This window comes from Streptomyces sp. NPDC048353 (genome assembly GCF_055587165.1).
This window is the reverse complement of sequence record NZ_JBVJGU010000003.1, coordinates 797,153-812,108: the sequence shown is the minus strand read 5'-3', so window position 1 is coordinate 812,108 and position 14,956 is coordinate 797,153. Positions and strand designations below refer to the sequence as shown.

Here is a 14,956-nt window from a genome sequence, read left to right as displayed (position 1 = left end):
AGGTCCGCGACGACGCCCCCGGGGTCGTTAATGAAAATGATTGCCATTACAGTACTCTTCGAACGCGGCGCCCTCGCACCCGGTGCCCCGCTGCCCCGCCACACCCCTGCCCGCCCGTCGCCCCCGGCCCCCGGCCCGTCGCAACCCACCCCGCCCTCGTCCCACCGGAGAGACCCATGCGTCATCCCGCCCGCCTCGGCCTCGCCCTGGCTCTCGCCCTCGCCACCGCCGGCTGCTCCACCGCCCGCCCCGGCCCCGTCGCGCCACCTGCCGCCGGATCGGCCGCCCTCACCAGCTGCGGGCGCCCCCTCTCCCTCGCCGAACCGCCCCAGCGCGCCGTCGCCCTCGATCAGGCCTCCACCGAGACGCTGCTCGAACTCGGCCTCCAGGAGCGGATGGCGGGCACCGCCAACCTCAAGACCAAGATCCCCGCGCGGTACCGGACGGCGTACGCGTCGGTCCCGGTGATCGCTCCGAAGATCGCGACCGGCGAGCAACTCCGCGCCGCCGCGCCGGACTTCGTGGTCGCCGGCTCCGCGGACCTCCTCACCAAGGACCGCGCCGGCACCCGCGAGGAACTCGGCGCCCTCAAGGTCCCCACCTTTGTCAGCGCCGTGGACTGCCCGCAGCACAACCCCGCCGGCAGAACCCCGTTCGACCTGCTCTTCTCCGACTACGAGAACCTCGGCACGGTCTTCGGCGTCCGCCAGCGGGCTGCCGCACTGGCCGCCGAGCAGCGCGCGGCCGTCGCCCGGGCGAGGGGGGCCGCCGCCGAGGCCCCCGGGGCCGCGAGCGCGGAGCGGCCCACCGTCGTCTACCTCTACTCCGTCTTCAACGGCATGCCGTACGTCGCCGGCGGAACCGGTCTGCCCAGCGAGATGAGCCGGATCGTCGGCGCCAGGAACGCCTTCGACGACGTCGAGGAGGACTGGCCGGAGGTCACCTGGGAGGAGGTCGCCGAGCGTGACCCCGACATCATCGTGATCGGCGACCTGTCCGAGCGTGGCCGACCCGGCGACAGCGCGGCCGAGAAGCGCGCCACGATGACCGCGCACCCCGTGATCTCCCGGCTGCCCGCGGTCCGTGACGACCGGATCATCGAGGTCCCGGGCATCGAACTGGACCCGTCCGTGCGCTCCGTCCACGCACTCGGACTCCTCGCCCGGGGAATCAAGGACCTCGGCCATGCCCGCTGACCTGCTGAGCCCCCGGGCGCGCGGCCGCGTGGCGACGGATCCCGCCGTCGAGGCCGGACCCGCCCCGGACGGGCCCCGGGGGGACCGACCCAAGGCGGACGGGCTCCCGGCGGGGCGGCCGGCCACCCGGCGGGCCCCCTGGTTCGCCCGTACCGACCGCCGATCCTCCGCGGCCCCGGGGACCTCGCCGGTCCTCTCGTCCGTCGTCCTCCCCTCGTCCCCGGCCGGCCGCGGGGTCCTCCTGCTCCTCGTCCTCGCCGTCCTGGCCGGATCCATGGCGGCCGCGCTGCGCGTCGGCGCCGCCGAGGTCGAATGGGAGGGCCTCGCCCGCGTCTTCGGCACCCGTCTCGGTCTCGACGTCGAGCCCCTGCCCCCGATCGTCGACTCGCTCGTCTGGGAGCTGCGGCTGCCCCGCGTCCTGATGGCCGCCCTGGTCGGCGCCTCGCTCGCGGTGTGCGGCACGGTGCTCCAGGCGGTCACGCGCAACGCCCTCGCCGACCCGTACCTGCTCGGCGTCTCCTCCGGCGCGTCGACCGGGGCCGTCGCCGTGGTCGTCCTCGGCGTGGGCGCGAGCACGCTCGGGGTGACCGGTGGCGCCCTCGCCGGCGCGCTGCTCTCGTTCGCGTTGCTGCTGTTCCTGCTGCGGCGCGGGGGCCCGGACTCGGTTCGCATCGTCCTCACCGGCGTCGTGATCGGCCAGCTCTTCACCGCGCTGACCTCGTTGATCCTGATGGCCTCGGCGGACGCCGACACCACCCGGGCCGTCACCCACTGGCTCCTCGGCTCGATGGCGCCGGCCCGCTGGAACGCGGTACTGGTCTGCGCGGTCGTCACCCCGCTCGGACTGCTGGCCGCGTGGCTGTGCGCGAACGCCCTCGACGGCCTCGCGTTCGGCGCGGACACCGCCGCCTCCCTCGGCATCGGGGTACGGCGCACGCGGACGCTGCTGCTCGTCGTCACCGCCGCACTGACCGCGGTGGCGGTCGCCACCGTCGGTGCCATCGGATTCGTCGGCCTGATCGTCCCGCACGGCGTCCGGTTCCTCGTCGGGCCGACCCACCGCGTCCTGCTGCCGTACGCCGCCCTCGCCGGCGCGGTGTTCCTGGTGTGGACGGACGCCCTGGCGCGGGTGGCGTTCGCGCCACGGGAAGTACCCGTCGGCGTGATCACCGCGCTCCTCGGCGTGCCGCTCTTCCTCCTCGTCCTGCGCAAGAGGGGCGCGCTGTGAGGATCACCGCGGAGGAACTCACCTGGTCGGCCGCCGGAACGCCGATCGTACGAGGGGTCGGCGCCGACATCGCGCCCGGCGAGACGGTCGGACTCCTCGGCCCCAACGGCTCGGGCAAGTCCTCGCTGCTCCGCTGTCTCGCGGGCCTCCGGACCCCCGACACCGGGACGGTCCGCTACGACGGCGCGTCCGTACGGGACTGGAGCGCACGCCGGATCGCCCGCCATGTCGCCTTCGTCGCGCAGGAGCCGGGCGCCGACCACGACCTGCGGGTCGCCGATGTCGTGGGCCTGGGGCGCACTCCGTTCCGGGACCGCTGGCGCGGACCCGACGCCACCGACCGCGCGGTCGTCGCGGCCGCCCTGGAACGCGTCGGACTCACCGCCCTCGCCGGCCGCTCCTGGAAGGAACTGTCGGGCGGTGAGCGCCAACGCGCCCACCTGGCCCGCGCGCTGGCCCAGCAGCCGTACGCCCTCCTCCTCGACGAACCGACCAACCACCTCGACGTCCGGCACCAGCTGGAGTTGATGGAGCTGCTGTCCGGCACCGAGCAGACGGTCGTGGTGGCCCTGCACGACCTCTCGCTCGCCGCCCGCCACTGCGACCGGCTGCTGCTCCTGCACCACGGCCGGCTGGTCGCCGCCGGGCCGCCGGCCGCCGTCCTGACGCCCGAACGGCTCGCCGAGGTCTTCGAGGTGGAGGCCGCGCTCACCACGGACGGCCACGGACACCCGACCGTCACCTACCGACGCCCCCTCGCCACCCGCCTGCCCGCCCCGCACCCCGCACCCTGACAAGGAACCCCATGCCACAGACCACCCCCTCCGCCCCGGCCCCCGCCTCCGCCGGATCCGTCGACGCGCTCATCGAAGAGGTCCTCGCCGGCTGCGAAGACCACGAAGGGACCGACGCCCCCTCCCGGGGCGACGGCAGCGGCCTGCCGGCCTCCCGGCCCGTCGCGACCAGCGTGTTCTGGATCCACCACGGCACCCGGCTGGCCGGCGGCGACATCACGTACCTCAACCAGTACGTCCTGGTCCGCGTCGGCGGCTCGTTCGGCGGCTGCGCCTTCGAGGCAGGGGAGATCGACCCCGCCGTCTGCCGGGACGCCTCGGGCACCCCGCTCGACGTCCTGCTGCGGGAGGCCCCCCGCCCGTTGCGGATCGCCGCGCTCGACGCCCACCTCTCCGAGACGCGCCCGCACCGGGTGGCCGCCGCGGCGGGCGACGCCGAGCCCGTCACCCTCCCCGCAGGTCCTCCGGAGGTCCGCGCCAAGGCCCGGGACGCGGCCATCGCGGGCCTGCTCGACCTCCCGGCGGGCGCCGAGGTCGGCCTGATCGGCGTCGTCAACCCGCTGGTCGCGGCCATCCGCGAGCGCGGCGGCGAACCGCTGCCCTGCGACTTCAACCTCAAGACCACCCAGTGGGGCGACCCCGTCACCGACGACATGCACGCGGTGCTCGACCGCGCCGACGCCGTCGTCGCCACCGGAATGACCCTCGGCAACGGCTCGTTCGACACCATCCTGGAGCGTTGCCGGTCCCGGGGCGTCCCGCTGATCGTGTACGCGCAGAGCGGCAGCGCCGTCGCCCGTGCCTTCCTCGGCTCAGGGGTGACCGCCCTGTCGGCGGAGCCGTTCCCCTTCTCCCAGTTCAGCGCCGACGAGACGGTCCTGTACCGCTACCGGACGGCGGGCGGCGCATGAGCCCCACCGCCACCACCGCCCCGGGAGCCCCACTGGGACCTTCCGCCCCGGGAACCCCCGCCACGGGAGCCTCCGCCCCCGGCGCCCCCGCCCTCACCAAGGGCACCGGGCACGCGCCCTGCCACCACGGCGAGATCCTCCAGGGCGTCTTCCGCGACGCCGAAGGACGCCGGTGCGCCGGCCTCGTCACCCTCCCCCTGGCCGGCCCGGGCAGCCGCGCCGCATTCCTCCGCCGGCCCGGCACCCCGCCCGGCGCGCTGACGGCCGTGCCCTCCGGCCGGACGAAGGCCGCGCACGCCGCCGCCCTCGCGGTCGCCGAGTGCGCGTGCCGCACCGGACTCGCCCCCAGCGGCGGGGAGTTGCGGCTGGCCGGTGACGTACCGGTGGGCCTGGGCATGGGCAGCTCCACCAGCGACGTGATCGCCACCGTGCGCGCGGTCGCCGACGCGTACGGGCTGACCCTGACCCCCGACACGGTCGCCCGGCTCGCCGTGCGCGCCGAGCTGGCCTGCGACCCGCTGATGCTGGACGGGCGCCCGGTCCTCTTCGCCCAACGCGAGGGCCGGGTCCTGGAAGTCCTCGGTCCGGCCCTCCCGCCGCTGGTCGTCGTGGGCTGCGCCCTCGGCGGGGGCGCGCCCGTCGACACCCTCGCCCTGCCCGTACGGGAGGCCTCCGACGCCGACGTACGGGACTTCGAACGGCTCCGCGCGCTGCTGCGACGCGCGGTGGCGACCGGCGACGTCCGACTCCTCGGTCAGGTCGCCACCGCCAGCGCCCACCGTGGCCAACAGGTCCTGCACCACCCCGAGTTCGACGCCCTGACCGTCATCGCCCGGCGGACCGGGGCGGCGGGCGTGCAGATCGCGCACAGCGGCGCGGTGGCGGGGGTGCTGTTCGACCCCGCCGCCCGCGGCTGGCGCCACCGCGTACGGAGCTGCCTGCGCGCCCTCGACGCCCACGGCATCCCCACCACCCGCACCTTCACCACCACCACGACGACCCAGGAGGTCCCCGATGGACCAGCACATCGCGGAGGCGATCGGCCGGCCGGACCTGATACGCCTCGACGACCGGCTCGTCTGCCTGCGCTTTGAGACGATGAAGGTGGTCTCCGCCCTCGCCGCGGTCCGCCACCTCCTCGACACCGGAGCCGTACGGCGCGGCGACACCCTCCTCGACAGCTCCAGCGGCATCTACGCCTACGCCCTGGCCCTGGCCTGCCACCGGCACGGCATGCGCTGCCACATCGTCGGGTCGACGACGGTGGACCGCACCCTGCGCGTCCAACTCGCCGTCCTCGGCGCCACGCTGGAGCGGATGGAGCCGTGCGACGACCTCAAGCTCGACCAGAAGCGCCGGGTGGAACGGATCCACGAGATCCTGGCCGAGCACCCCGAGTACCACTGGATGCGGCAGTACCACGACGACATCCACTACCTCGGCTACCGCCCGATCGCCGACCGGGTCCGCGAGGCGACGGGCACGGACGCGCTCACCGTCGTCGGCGGCGTCGGCTCGGGCGCCTCCACCGGCGCCCTCGCCCGCTACCTCCGCGAGGCCCCCGACGGCGCCCCGACCGATGTGGAACTGGTCGGCGTCCAGCCCTACGGCAGCGTCACCTTCGGCGCCGAGCACATCGCCGACCCCGAGATCATCATCGCGGGCATCGGCAGCTCCATCCCCTTCGGGAACGTCTCCCACGCGCTGTACGACACCCTCCACTGGATCTCCTTCGACGCGGCCCTCGCCGGCAGCGTCGACCTCCTGCGCCGCCACGCGGTCTTCGCGGGCCTCTCCACCGGAGCCGCCTACCTCGCCGCCCGCCACGAACACACCCGCACCCCCGACCGGACGATCCTCTTCCTCGCCCCCGACACGGGCCACCGCTACGTCGACACGGTCTTCACCCGCCACCGGGAGGCGTCCCCCCTGACGACCCTCACCCCTCACGAGGCGACCCACCAGGACGACCTCGCGCTCCCGTGGTCCCGCATGCCCTGGAACCGCCGAGGGTGACGCACGGGGCCCAGGCAGCGGGCAGCTCGTGCACACGAACGCAAATCGAACCCTTCGGCGAGCGTGTTCGGCACGGGTGATGACGCATTTGCGCTCTGGCGATTCGCCGAGTTCAGCGCGAGGATGCCCGCGGGATCGGTGAACGGGGGACGGGCGTGGTGCAGGGGCGGATTCTCGGTGTGCGGGAGCGAATGGCGGGGGCGCTTCCGGAGGGGCCGGCGGTGCCGAGGCAGGCCGGTTCTCCGGCCTGGCAGGAGGCCGAGGACCGTGCTCGCGGGGAGCGGGCGGGGGAGGTGTCCGCTTCCGAGGTGACCCCTTTGCTCTGCCAGGCGCTCCACCGGCGTCCCGACCGCGTGCGGGCCGTCATGGCGTGGTGGAAGAGGGCCCGGGGCGGGGCCGAGGTGCGGAAGAAGCCCCGGCGCAGTGCCCGGCGGCGCGTCTATCTGGAGAGCAGTGACGACTGCCCGCCTCTGGGCGAGCCCATGGCGCGGTGGGTGCTGGACCATGTGCTCCACGGACCGCGGCTCGCGGTCCCGTCGTACGCCTTCGACCTCGTGCCCGTGCTCGCGCACAGCATGCGCGCACGCCGGCGATGGAGGGTGCGGCGGGCCGCGGTCCTCGTCCTCACCGCCGCCGTGGCGTACGCGCTTCCCCTGCCGGCGGCGGTGTGGGGCGGGACGCTCCTCTTGTCGCTGCTCCTGTGGTGGGCCGCTTTCCGGGCCGTGCGCAAGGGGGCGAAGGCGCGGCCCGCGCCGTCCCCGCGTGCGGCGTTGCTCGTCCTGAGCCTCCCTCTGCTGGGCGCCGTGCTGCCCTTCGCGACGGTGCCGGGCGCGGCGGTCTCCTTGCGGGGAGGCCTGCTCCTGCTCCCGCTCGCCTGGTGGGTGACGGCCGCGCTGGTCTGTACGGCGGACCGGGTGGCGGCCCTGGCCGCGATGGCCCGGATCGCACGGGTGGGCGTCGCGTCCGACCGCTTCCCCGTGGCCGCGGTCCGGGCCGGGCGGCGGGCGGCGATGATCGGCGAGGGACAGCGGAGGCAGGAATTGCCGTACGACCATCCTGAGCGTTTCATCGGAGCGGGACGAGACGTCTGGGGCGTGGCGGACATCGGCATCCCGCTCACGGCCAAGGATCCGCAGAGGCGGGTCGAGCTGTCCGGCGAGGCGGAGTTGCTGGAGCGGGTAGGAGCCGCGCTCGGCGAGCTGGGCGGTCATGGCGGCATCACCGACTCGCTCCCCGGCTTCACGGTGGCCCCCGTGGTCGGGCTTCCGTCGGCGCTGTGGCTGCGACGCGTCCACGCCGCGAAGCCGAGCGATCCGGACCTCCGGGGCCGGGGCCGCCGTTCGCCGTCCGGCGTGCCGGACCGGCTCTATCTGCGGGCGCAGTGCGTCAGCTGGGGCGGCCAGGTCGTGGCCAGCGTGTTCGTCCACGCGGCGCTGGAGGCCGGCGAACTCCGACTCACCGTACGCCCGCACGTGATGGCTCCCCTCCACGACGAACTGCGCTCGACCGGCGACCCCCTGGCCGGGAACCGCGCGCGTCTGGTCGGCCGGGTGGCGGTGCAGGGTTTGTTGGACGCGGCCGAAGGGCCGTTCGCGCTCTTCCGTGGGGTGAGACGCCTCGCGCTGCGCGAGACGCGCGGGGGGCGCGCGGAGGAGAAGGACCCGGTGAGCCTGCGTGACCGGTACTCCATCGACGAGGTCGCCGACATGCACCAGAGCGACGACGCGAAGAGGCACGTGGTGCTCATGCAGACGTGCGTCTTCCAGGCGGTCGCCGCGTACCTCGACGAACTGGGCATCGACACTGCCCAGTACGACAAGCAGGTGGCGACGGTCATCACCAACATCCAGGTCTACGGCGACAACAACGCGCCGATCCAGAACGTCGCCGGAGCCGGCATCAGCGATGTCGGCCAGGGTACCTAGTCGTCAGGAGCGAGCAGATGATCATGTGGCATCGAGGTCGGACACCAGGGGCGGGGCACGGCTCGGGGATCAGCATCGGTGGCGACAACACCGCCCCGTTGCAGAACGTGGTGGGACAGAACGTCTCCCACGTCCACCAGTCGACCTCCCTCCAGAGCACACCCGTCGACCTCACCACGCTGCGCGGCCTTCTCGACGCCGTGCGCGCGGACACGGAGCGGCACGCGGCGGAGCTGCCGAACCTCGCGACGGTGCGCGGCATGCTGGACGACATCGACACGGCCCTGACATCCCCCGCCACGCCCGAGCCGCGGGCGCTGAGCGGGGTGATCCAGGCTCTGCCGGCCCTGGTGGCCGGAACCGCGGTCCAGCAGACCGGCGAGGCGCTCGCCCGTGCCCTCGCCGGGTGGGGCGGATGAGCCGGGCACTCGTGCCCACGCCGTGCGGCCGGATCAGGCGGGGTGGCAGAGGGCGTTGTCGACGAGGGTGCGCAGGGCGTCCTCCTGGCGGGCCGCGGTCCGGGGGTCCGCGGGGCGGCTGTGGGCCGAGACCGTGATCGTGCGTCGGCCGTCCGTGGTGGTCGCCGCGCGCAGGACGTATCCGAAGCCGCTTCCCCCGTGCCCGAGGTATCCGCCGCCGCAGGACAGGGGGGTGAAGAACAGGCCCAGGCCGTCCTGGGTCCCGGCCGGGTGGCCGCTGCCTTCCGGCACCGGGACCATCGTCCGCATCGCGGCCTGTTCGGCGGGCTTGAGCAGCCGGCCGTCGACCAGGGCTTTGAAGAAGCGGTTGAGGTCGCGGGCCGTGCCGGTCATCGAGCCGTCGGCCCCGCTGTCGAAGGGACGGTAGGGGATCGTGGTGTCGAGCATGGGGCCGTCGGCGGTGAACTGCTGGTAGTCGGCCGCGTGTGGCCACGGCAGGAAGGGCCGGGTGCCGGGGGTGTCGGTGTGCGTCAGGCCCAGGGGGCGCAGGATGCGGTCGTGGACCTGGCGGTCCCAGGTGCGGCCGGTGACCTTCTCGATGATCATTCCGGCGAGGACGTAGTTCGTGTTGGAGTACGCCCAGCCGTGGCCGGCCGGGAAGGCGGGCTCGTGACGCACGGCAAGGGCGACCAGGTCCTCGGGCGCGTAGGCGCGCCACCGGTGGGCGAAGTAGGTCCGGGCGGTCTGCTCGGGGAAGACGTCGGCGACGTAGTCGGACAGGCCGCTGGTGTGCCGCAGCAGGTCGCGGACGGTGATGGTCCGGCCGTCGTTCCCGGCTCCGGAGACGACCCCGGGAAGCAGCTCCTCCACCGTCTGGTCGAGGGAGACCCGGCCTTCGCCCACCAGCTGCAGCACCACGGTGGCGACGAACGTCTTGGTGGTACTGCCCAGCCGCAGGTAGCCGTCCTCCGGGACCGGGCGACGAGTGACCAGGTCCCTGACCCCCGAGCCGGCCGTGACGGTACCGCGCGGGGTCTCCAGGCGGACCGTCACTCCGGTGACCCCGGCATCGCGCAGGGCGTCGGCGTCACGCTGCACCGGCCAGGCGCCGCCGGAGGGCCGCGGCGCGGCCGAGGCACCCGCGGTGAGGAGCGACGACACGGCGGCCAACGCCAGTAGAGCGGTTGATATCCGTAAACGACGAGAACTCATGATCCAAGGCTAGGAATCACCGGACCCTTCCCTCCATCCGGAACACGCCCCGCGTGAACGGGTGCCAGCCGTATGGACAAGGCTTCCGAGCCCGGCCCCCTGCGCCGCTCTCGCACCCCGGATCGAGGAGAGGCGACGGCGGCCGCCTCCCGGCGACCGCCCCACCCCCCTCACCCGATCACGACGAGGAGGTCACCGCCTTCCACCTGCTGGATCCGGCTGATGGCCAGGCGGGACACCCGGCCGTTCTTCGGGGCGGTGATCGAGGCCTCCATCTTCATCGCCTCGATGGTCGCCACCGTCGCCCCCGCCTCGACCTCGTCGCCCTCCGCGACCGCCAGCGTCACCACGCCCGCGAACGGCGCCGCGACATGGCCCGGGTCCGACCGGTCGGCCTTCTCGGTCACCGGGAGGTCGGCGGCCGCCGCCTCGTCGCGGACCTGGATCGGGCGGAGTTGGCCGTTCAGGGTCGACAGGACGGTCCGCATGCCGCGTTCGTCGGCCTCGCCGATCGCCTCCAGTTCGATGAGCAGCCGCACCCCGGGTCCGAAGTCGACGGTGTACTCCTTCCCGGGGCGCAGCCCGTAGAAGAAGTCCTTGCTGTCGAGCACGCTCGTGTCGCCGTATGCCTGCCGGTGTGCCTCGAACGCCTTCGTCGGGCCCGGGAACAGCAGCCGGTTCAGCGTCCCGCGCCGGTCCTCCGCCAGGCCCGCGCGGTCCTCCGCGGTCAGCTCCCGCATCGGCTTGGGGCCGGCGCGGCCCTCCAGCGCCTTGCTGCGGAACGGCTCCGGCCAGCCACCCGGAGGCGTGCCCAGCTCGCCGTGGAGGAAGCCGACGACCGAGTCGGGAATGTCGAAGCGGTTCGGCGCCGCCTCGAACTCCGCGGGCGCCACCCCGGAGCCCACCAGATGCAGCGCGAGGTCGCCCACCACCTTCGACGACGGCGTGACCTTCACCAGCCGGCCCAGCATCCGGTCCGCGGCGGCGTACGTCGACTCGACGTCCTCGAAACGGTCGCCGAGGCCGAGCGCGACGGCCTGGGTGCGCAGGTTGGAGAGCTGCCCGCCGGGGATCTCGTGGTGGTAGACGCGCCCGGTCGGCGAGTCCAGGCCCGCCTCGAAGGGGGCGTAGACCTTGCGGACGCTCTCCCAGTACGGCTCCAGGTCGCCGACCGCCTGGAGGTCGAGACCGGTGGGCCGGTCGGAGTGGTCGGTCGCGGCGACGATCGCCGACAGCGACGGCTGGGAGGTCGTCCCCGCCATGGAGGCCACCGCGCCGTCCACCGCGTCCGCCCCCGCCTGGATCGCCGCGAGGTACGTGGCGAGCTGGCCGCCCGCGGTGTCGTGCGTGTGCAGGTGCACCGGCAGGTCGAACTCGCGGCGCAGTGCGGAGACCAGGGTGGCCGCCGCGGGCGCGCGCAGCAGGCCCGCCATGTCCTTGACCGCCAGCACGTGCGCCCCCGCGGCGACGATCCGCTCGGCCAGCCGCAGGTAGTAGTCCAGCGTGTACAGCTTCTCCGCCGGGTCGGAGAGGTCGGCGGTGTAGCAGAGCGCGACCTCGGCCACCGCCGTCCCCGTCGCCCGTACGGCGTCGATGGCGGGGCGCATCTGGTCGACGTCGTTGAGCGCGTCGAAGATCCGGAAGATGTCGATGCCGGTGGCGGCCGCCTCCTCCACGAACGCGTCGGTCACCTCGGTCGGGTAGGGCGTGTACCCCACGGTGTTGCGGCCCCGCAGCAGCATCTGCAGGCAGATGTTCGGCACGGCCTCGCGCAGGGCGGCGAGCCGCTCCCACGGGTCCTCGGCGAGGAAGCGCAGCGCGACGTCGTAGGTGGCGCCGCCCCAGCACTCCAGGGACAGCAGCTGCGGCAGGGTGTGCGCCACCGTGGGGGCGACGGCCAGCAGGTCCTTGGTCCGGACCCGGGTGGCGAGGAGCGACTGGTGGGCGTCGCGGAAGGTGGTGTCGGTGACCCCGATCGTCGACGACGCGCGCAGGCTCCGCGCGAAGCCCTCCGGGCCGAGCGCGAGGAGCCGCTGCCGGGAGCCGGCGGCCGGCTCGCCCGCGGGCAGCGCCGGCAGCTTGCCGGCCGGGGAGATCAGCTCCGGGCGCGGGCCGTGCGGCTTGTTCACGGTGACGTCGGCGAGGTAGGTGAGCAGCTTCGTGCCGCGGTCGGCGGAGTGGCGCGCGGTGAGCAGATGCGGCCGCTCCTCGATGAAGGCCGTGGTGACGTTCCCCGCCTGGAAGTCCGGGTCGTCCAGCACGGCCTGCAGGAAGGGGATGTTCGTGGACACGCCCCGGATGCGGAACTCGGCGACCGCGCGCCGCGCCCGGTCGACGGCGGTCCCGAAGTCCCGGCCCCGGCAGGTCAGCTTGACCAGCATCGAGTCGAAATGGGCGCTGACCTCCGTACCGGCATGGGTCGTGCCGCCGTCCAGGCGGATGCCGGAGCCGCCGGGGGAGCGGTACGCGCTGATCATGCCGGTGTCCGGGCGGAAGCCGTTGGCCGGGTCCTCGGTGGTGATCCGGCACTGCAGGGCGGCGCCGCGCAGGACGACGGACTCCTGCGTCAGGCCGAGGTCGGCGAGGGTCTCGCCGGCGGCGATGCGCAGCTGCGACCGCACCAGGTCGATGTCGGTGACCTCCTCGGTCACCGTGTGCTCGACCTGGATGCGCGGATTCATCTCGATGAAGACGTGGTTGCCTTCGCGGTCGAGGAGGAACTCCACGGTGCCGGCGTTGCGGTAGCCGATCCGGCGGGCGAACTTGACGGCGTCGTCGCAGATGCGCTGCCGCACCTCCGGGTCGAGGTTCGGGGCGGGCGCCAGTTCGATGACCTTCTGGTGGCGCCGCTGCAGCGAGCAGTCGCGCTCGTACAGGTGGATGACGTTGCCCTCGCCGTCGGCGAGGATCTGCACCTCGATGTGGCGCGGGTCGACCACGGCCTTCTCCAGGAAGACCGTCGCGTCGCCGAAGGCGGACTCGGCCTCGCGGGCCGCCGCCTCGATGGACTCGCGCAGCGTCGCCGGGTCCTCGACCCGCCGCATGCCGCGGCCGCCGCCGCCCGCGACGGCCTTCACGAACACCGGGAAGCCGATGCCGTCGGCGGCCGCCACCAGCTCGTCCACGTCCGTGGAGGGCGCCGAGGAATCGAGCACGGGGACGCCCGCCTCCCGGGCGGCGGCCACGGCCCGCGCCTTGTTCCCGGTCAGCTCCAGGGTCTGCACGCCGGGGCCGACGAACGTGATGCCCGCCTCCTCGCAGGCGCGTGCCAGCTCCGGGTTCTCGGACAGGAATCCGTACCCCGGATAGACGGCGTCGGCGCCGGCCTGCCGGGCCGCCCGGACGATCTCCTCCACGGAGAGGTAGGCCCGGACCGGATGCCCGGGCTCGCCGATCTCGTAGGCCTCGTCGGCCTTCAGCCGGTGCAGGGAGTTGCGGTCCTCATGGGGGAAGACGGCGACCGTGCGCGCCCCCAGTTCGTAGCCTGCGCGGAAGGCGCGAATCGCGATCTCGCCGCGATTGGCCACCAGTACCTTGCGGAACATCATGATCCCTTCACCGTGCCGGTGACGAGCAGCGGGTCGCCGACGCCTCTGCGCGTACGAGGTGCCCGGGGGCGGCCCCGTACGCGTCGAGTCCGGCTCGTTTCGGCCACGCTAAGGGCTGCGTCGTGGCGTACTGAAGGTCCCACGACAGTGACATGGATCATCGCGACCCGGCCGTCTGTGCGGGCGTAAAGAGGGCAGAAGCGGCCCGCCGGCCGGAGAGGGGCCCCGGGGTGGCCCCCGCCTGCGCGGACGGCCCGGTCGCCGAGCACGGTGCGGGTGCTCCTATGACGGAAGAATCCTTTTCGCGTCATGTGGTGCGTTCGGGTGACATCTGCGTGGCGCCCCATTTCTCCATGCCTAAGATCCACCGTTGTGACAGAGAGTCAATACGCCGGGATTCCCCAGGACTCGGCCGATGTGGTGATCCTGGGTGCCGGCCCGGCGGGCCTGGTCCTCGGCAATCTCTTACTCCGCGCCGGCATCGACTGCGTCGTGCTGGAACGCGCCGCCCGCGACCACGTCCGAAACCGGGCCCGGGCCGGCTTCCTCGCCGCGAACACCGTACGGATCCTGGAACGCCACGGCCTGGACGGGGGACTGCGCCGCCACGGGCAGGAGCACGGCGTCTGCGAGTTCCGCACCGAGGACGGCCGCTTCCGCCTGGACTACCGGCAGCTCGGCCGGGGCGAGCCGCACACCGTGTATCCGCAGCACGAGCTGGTCGCCGACCTGCTGGACCTGTTCGTCGACGCCGGGGGACGGATCCGCTTCGACACCGAGGCGGTCGCCGTGGCCGACGCCGACGGTCCCACGCCCGCCGTGACCGTACGGGAGCGGGACGGGCGCCCCGGACGGTGGCGGGGACGGTACGTCGCCGCCTGCGACGGCCGCCACGGCGCGGGACGGCGCGCGCTCCCGCCCGGGGCGGTCCACCGCCACCACCGCGACCACGGCGTCTCCTGGCTCGGCCTGCTCGCCGAGGCGCCGCCGAGCCTGGACGCCGTCGGCTACGCCACCCACCCGCGCGGATTCGCCGGGCACATGGCCCGCTCCGCCGAGATCACCCGCTACTACCTCCAGTGCGCGCGCGGGACGCGGGACGACGCCTGGGGCGACGACCGCGTCTGGGACGAACTCGACCTGCGCATGCGCGCGCACGCGTACGGACCCCTGCGGCGCGGGCGGATCGTCCAGCGGGCCGTCGTCGACCTCGAGTCCGACGTGCTCGAACCGCTGCGCCACGGCTCGCTGTTCCTGGTGGGCGACGCCGCCGCCCTGATCAGCCCGTCCGCCGCGAAGGGCGCGAACCTGGCGGTGCTGGAGGCGGAGATCCTGGCCCGGGCGCTGACCGCGGCCCTCGCGCACGGCGACCCCGAGCCCCTCGACGCGTACTCGGAGCGGTGCCTGGCCCACATCTGGCGGGCGCAGGAGTTCTCCCACTGGATGATCCGCCTCCTGCACGACGCCCCCGGGCCCGACGGCGGCTCCCTCTTCCAGGAGCGGCTGCGCCACTCCCGTATCGCCTCGCTGCGCACCTCACGCGCCCACCAGGACTGGTTCGCCGAGAATTACGTCGGCGTCTGACCGGCCCCCTCTTCCCCCCCGGCCCTCTTTCCTCCGCGGCCCTCGCGCGTCCTCCTCCTCCGCCGCGTCTTCGTCCCCGTACCGGGCCCGGCCCGGACTTCCTCCTTCATCCACGGACAGGGA

11 protein-coding genes are annotated in these 14,956 nt (G+C 73.9%); 9 read left to right on the top strand and 2 right to left on the bottom strand.

What is annotated here, in order from left to right; all coding sequences use genetic code 11:
* The first annotated feature begins 176 nt into the window (after positions 1–176).
* The 8 genes from ACZ6RC_RS13935 to ACZ6RC_RS13900 all read left to right on the top strand — a co-directional run bounded on the left by ACZ6RC_RS13935 (position 177) and on the right by ACZ6RC_RS13900 (position 8,489).
* Positions 177–1,196, top strand: a complete 1,020-nt coding sequence (locus tag ACZ6RC_RS13935; protein ID WP_469582240.1) for an ABC transporter substrate-binding protein — start codon at positions 177–179, stop codon at positions 1,194–1,196.
* Positions 1,186–2,424 (top strand): FecCD family ABC transporter permease, encoded by a 1,239-nt coding sequence (locus tag ACZ6RC_RS13930; protein ID WP_469582235.1) that lies wholly within the window; start codon positions 1,186–1,188, stop codon positions 2,422–2,424. Before ACZ6RC_RS13935 ends, ACZ6RC_RS13930 begins: the two co-directional genes overlap by 11 nt.
* Entirely contained in the window at positions 2,421–3,218 is a 798-nt protein-coding gene (locus tag ACZ6RC_RS13925) for an ABC transporter ATP-binding protein (protein WP_391142092.1), read from the top strand. Before ACZ6RC_RS13930 ends, ACZ6RC_RS13925 begins: the two co-directional genes overlap by 4 nt.
* An 11-nt stretch (positions 3,219–3,229) precedes the next feature.
* Positions 3,230–4,129: a Rossmann-like domain-containing protein gene (locus ACZ6RC_RS13920; RefSeq protein WP_469582232.1), complete on the top strand. Its 900-nt coding sequence runs from the start codon at positions 3,230–3,232 to the stop codon at positions 4,127–4,129.
* A complete protein-coding gene (locus ACZ6RC_RS13915; RefSeq protein WP_469582229.1) occupies positions 4,126–5,223 on the top strand; it encodes a GHMP family kinase ATP-binding protein in 1,098 nt (365 codons plus the stop codon). Before ACZ6RC_RS13920 ends, ACZ6RC_RS13915 begins: the two co-directional genes overlap by 4 nt.
* The gene (locus ACZ6RC_RS13910; protein ID WP_453611866.1) at positions 5,144–6,145 is read left to right on the top strand and encodes a pyridoxal-phosphate dependent enzyme; all 1,002 of its coding nucleotides are present in this window, start codon (positions 5,144–5,146) and stop codon (positions 6,143–6,145) included. The genes ACZ6RC_RS13915 and ACZ6RC_RS13910 overlap by 80 nt, the downstream gene beginning before the upstream one ends.
* 308 nt (positions 6,146–6,453) lie before the next feature.
* On the top strand, positions 6,454–8,070 hold the full coding sequence (locus ACZ6RC_RS13905) for a hypothetical protein (RefSeq protein WP_469582225.1): 1,617 nt from the start codon (positions 6,454–6,456) through the stop codon (positions 8,068–8,070).
* Between the two features lie 17 nt (positions 8,071–8,087).
* Entirely contained in the window at positions 8,088–8,489 is a 402-nt protein-coding gene (locus ACZ6RC_RS13900) for a hypothetical protein (protein WP_469582222.1), read from the top strand.
* A 33-nt stretch (positions 8,490–8,522) separates the two neighbouring features.
* On the opposite strand, the gene ACZ6RC_RS13895 is transcribed toward ACZ6RC_RS13900, so the two are convergent.
* The gene (locus tag ACZ6RC_RS13895; protein WP_469582217.1) at positions 8,523–9,701 is read right to left on the bottom strand and encodes a serine hydrolase domain-containing protein; all 1,179 of its coding nucleotides are present in this window, start codon (positions 9,699–9,701) and stop codon (positions 8,523–8,525) included.
* A 170-nt stretch (positions 9,702–9,871) separates the two neighbouring features.
* The gene (locus tag ACZ6RC_RS13890; RefSeq protein WP_469582863.1) at positions 9,872–13,246 is read right to left on the bottom strand and encodes a pyruvate carboxylase; all 3,375 of its coding nucleotides are present in this window, start codon (positions 13,244–13,246) and stop codon (positions 9,872–9,874) included.
* A 375-nt stretch (positions 13,247–13,621) separates the two neighbouring features.
* Between ACZ6RC_RS13890 and ACZ6RC_RS13885 the strand changes: the two genes are divergently transcribed.
* Positions 13,622–14,833, top strand: coding sequence for a 4-hydroxybenzoate 3-monooxygenase (locus ACZ6RC_RS13885; protein ID WP_469582215.1), 1,212 nt, complete (start codon positions 13,622–13,624; stop codon positions 14,831–14,833).
* Positions 14,834–14,956: the final 123 nt, after the last annotated feature.

Bases quoted from the DNA above. Each gene is read 5' to 3' on its own strand.
- ACZ6RC_RS13890 (WP_469582863.1), bottom strand. From the start codon at position 13,246: ATGTTCCGCAAGGTACTGGTGGCCAATCGCGGCGAGATCGCGATTCGC.
- ACZ6RC_RS13935 (WP_469582240.1), top strand. From the start codon at position 177: ATGCGTCATCCCGCCCGCCTCGGCCTCGCCCTGGCTCTCGCCCTCGCC.
- ACZ6RC_RS13915 (WP_469582229.1), top strand. From the start codon at position 4,126: ATGAGCCCCACCGCCACCACCGCCCCGGGAGCCCCACTGGGACCTTCC.
- ACZ6RC_RS13920 (WP_469582232.1), top strand. From the start codon at position 3,230: ATGCCACAGACCACCCCCTCCGCCCCGGCCCCCGCCTCCGCCGGATCC.
- ACZ6RC_RS13895 (WP_469582217.1), bottom strand. From the start codon at position 9,701: ATGAGTTCTCGTCGTTTACGGATATCAACCGCTCTACTGGCGTTGGCC.
- ACZ6RC_RS13900 (WP_469582222.1), top strand. From the start codon at position 8,088: ATGATCATGTGGCATCGAGGTCGGACACCAGGGGCGGGGCACGGCTCG.
- ACZ6RC_RS13910 (WP_453611866.1), top strand. From the start codon at position 5,144: ATGGACCAGCACATCGCGGAGGCGATCGGCCGGCCGGACCTGATACGC.
- ACZ6RC_RS13930 (WP_469582235.1), top strand. From the start codon at position 1,186: ATGCCCGCTGACCTGCTGAGCCCCCGGGCGCGCGGCCGCGTGGCGACG.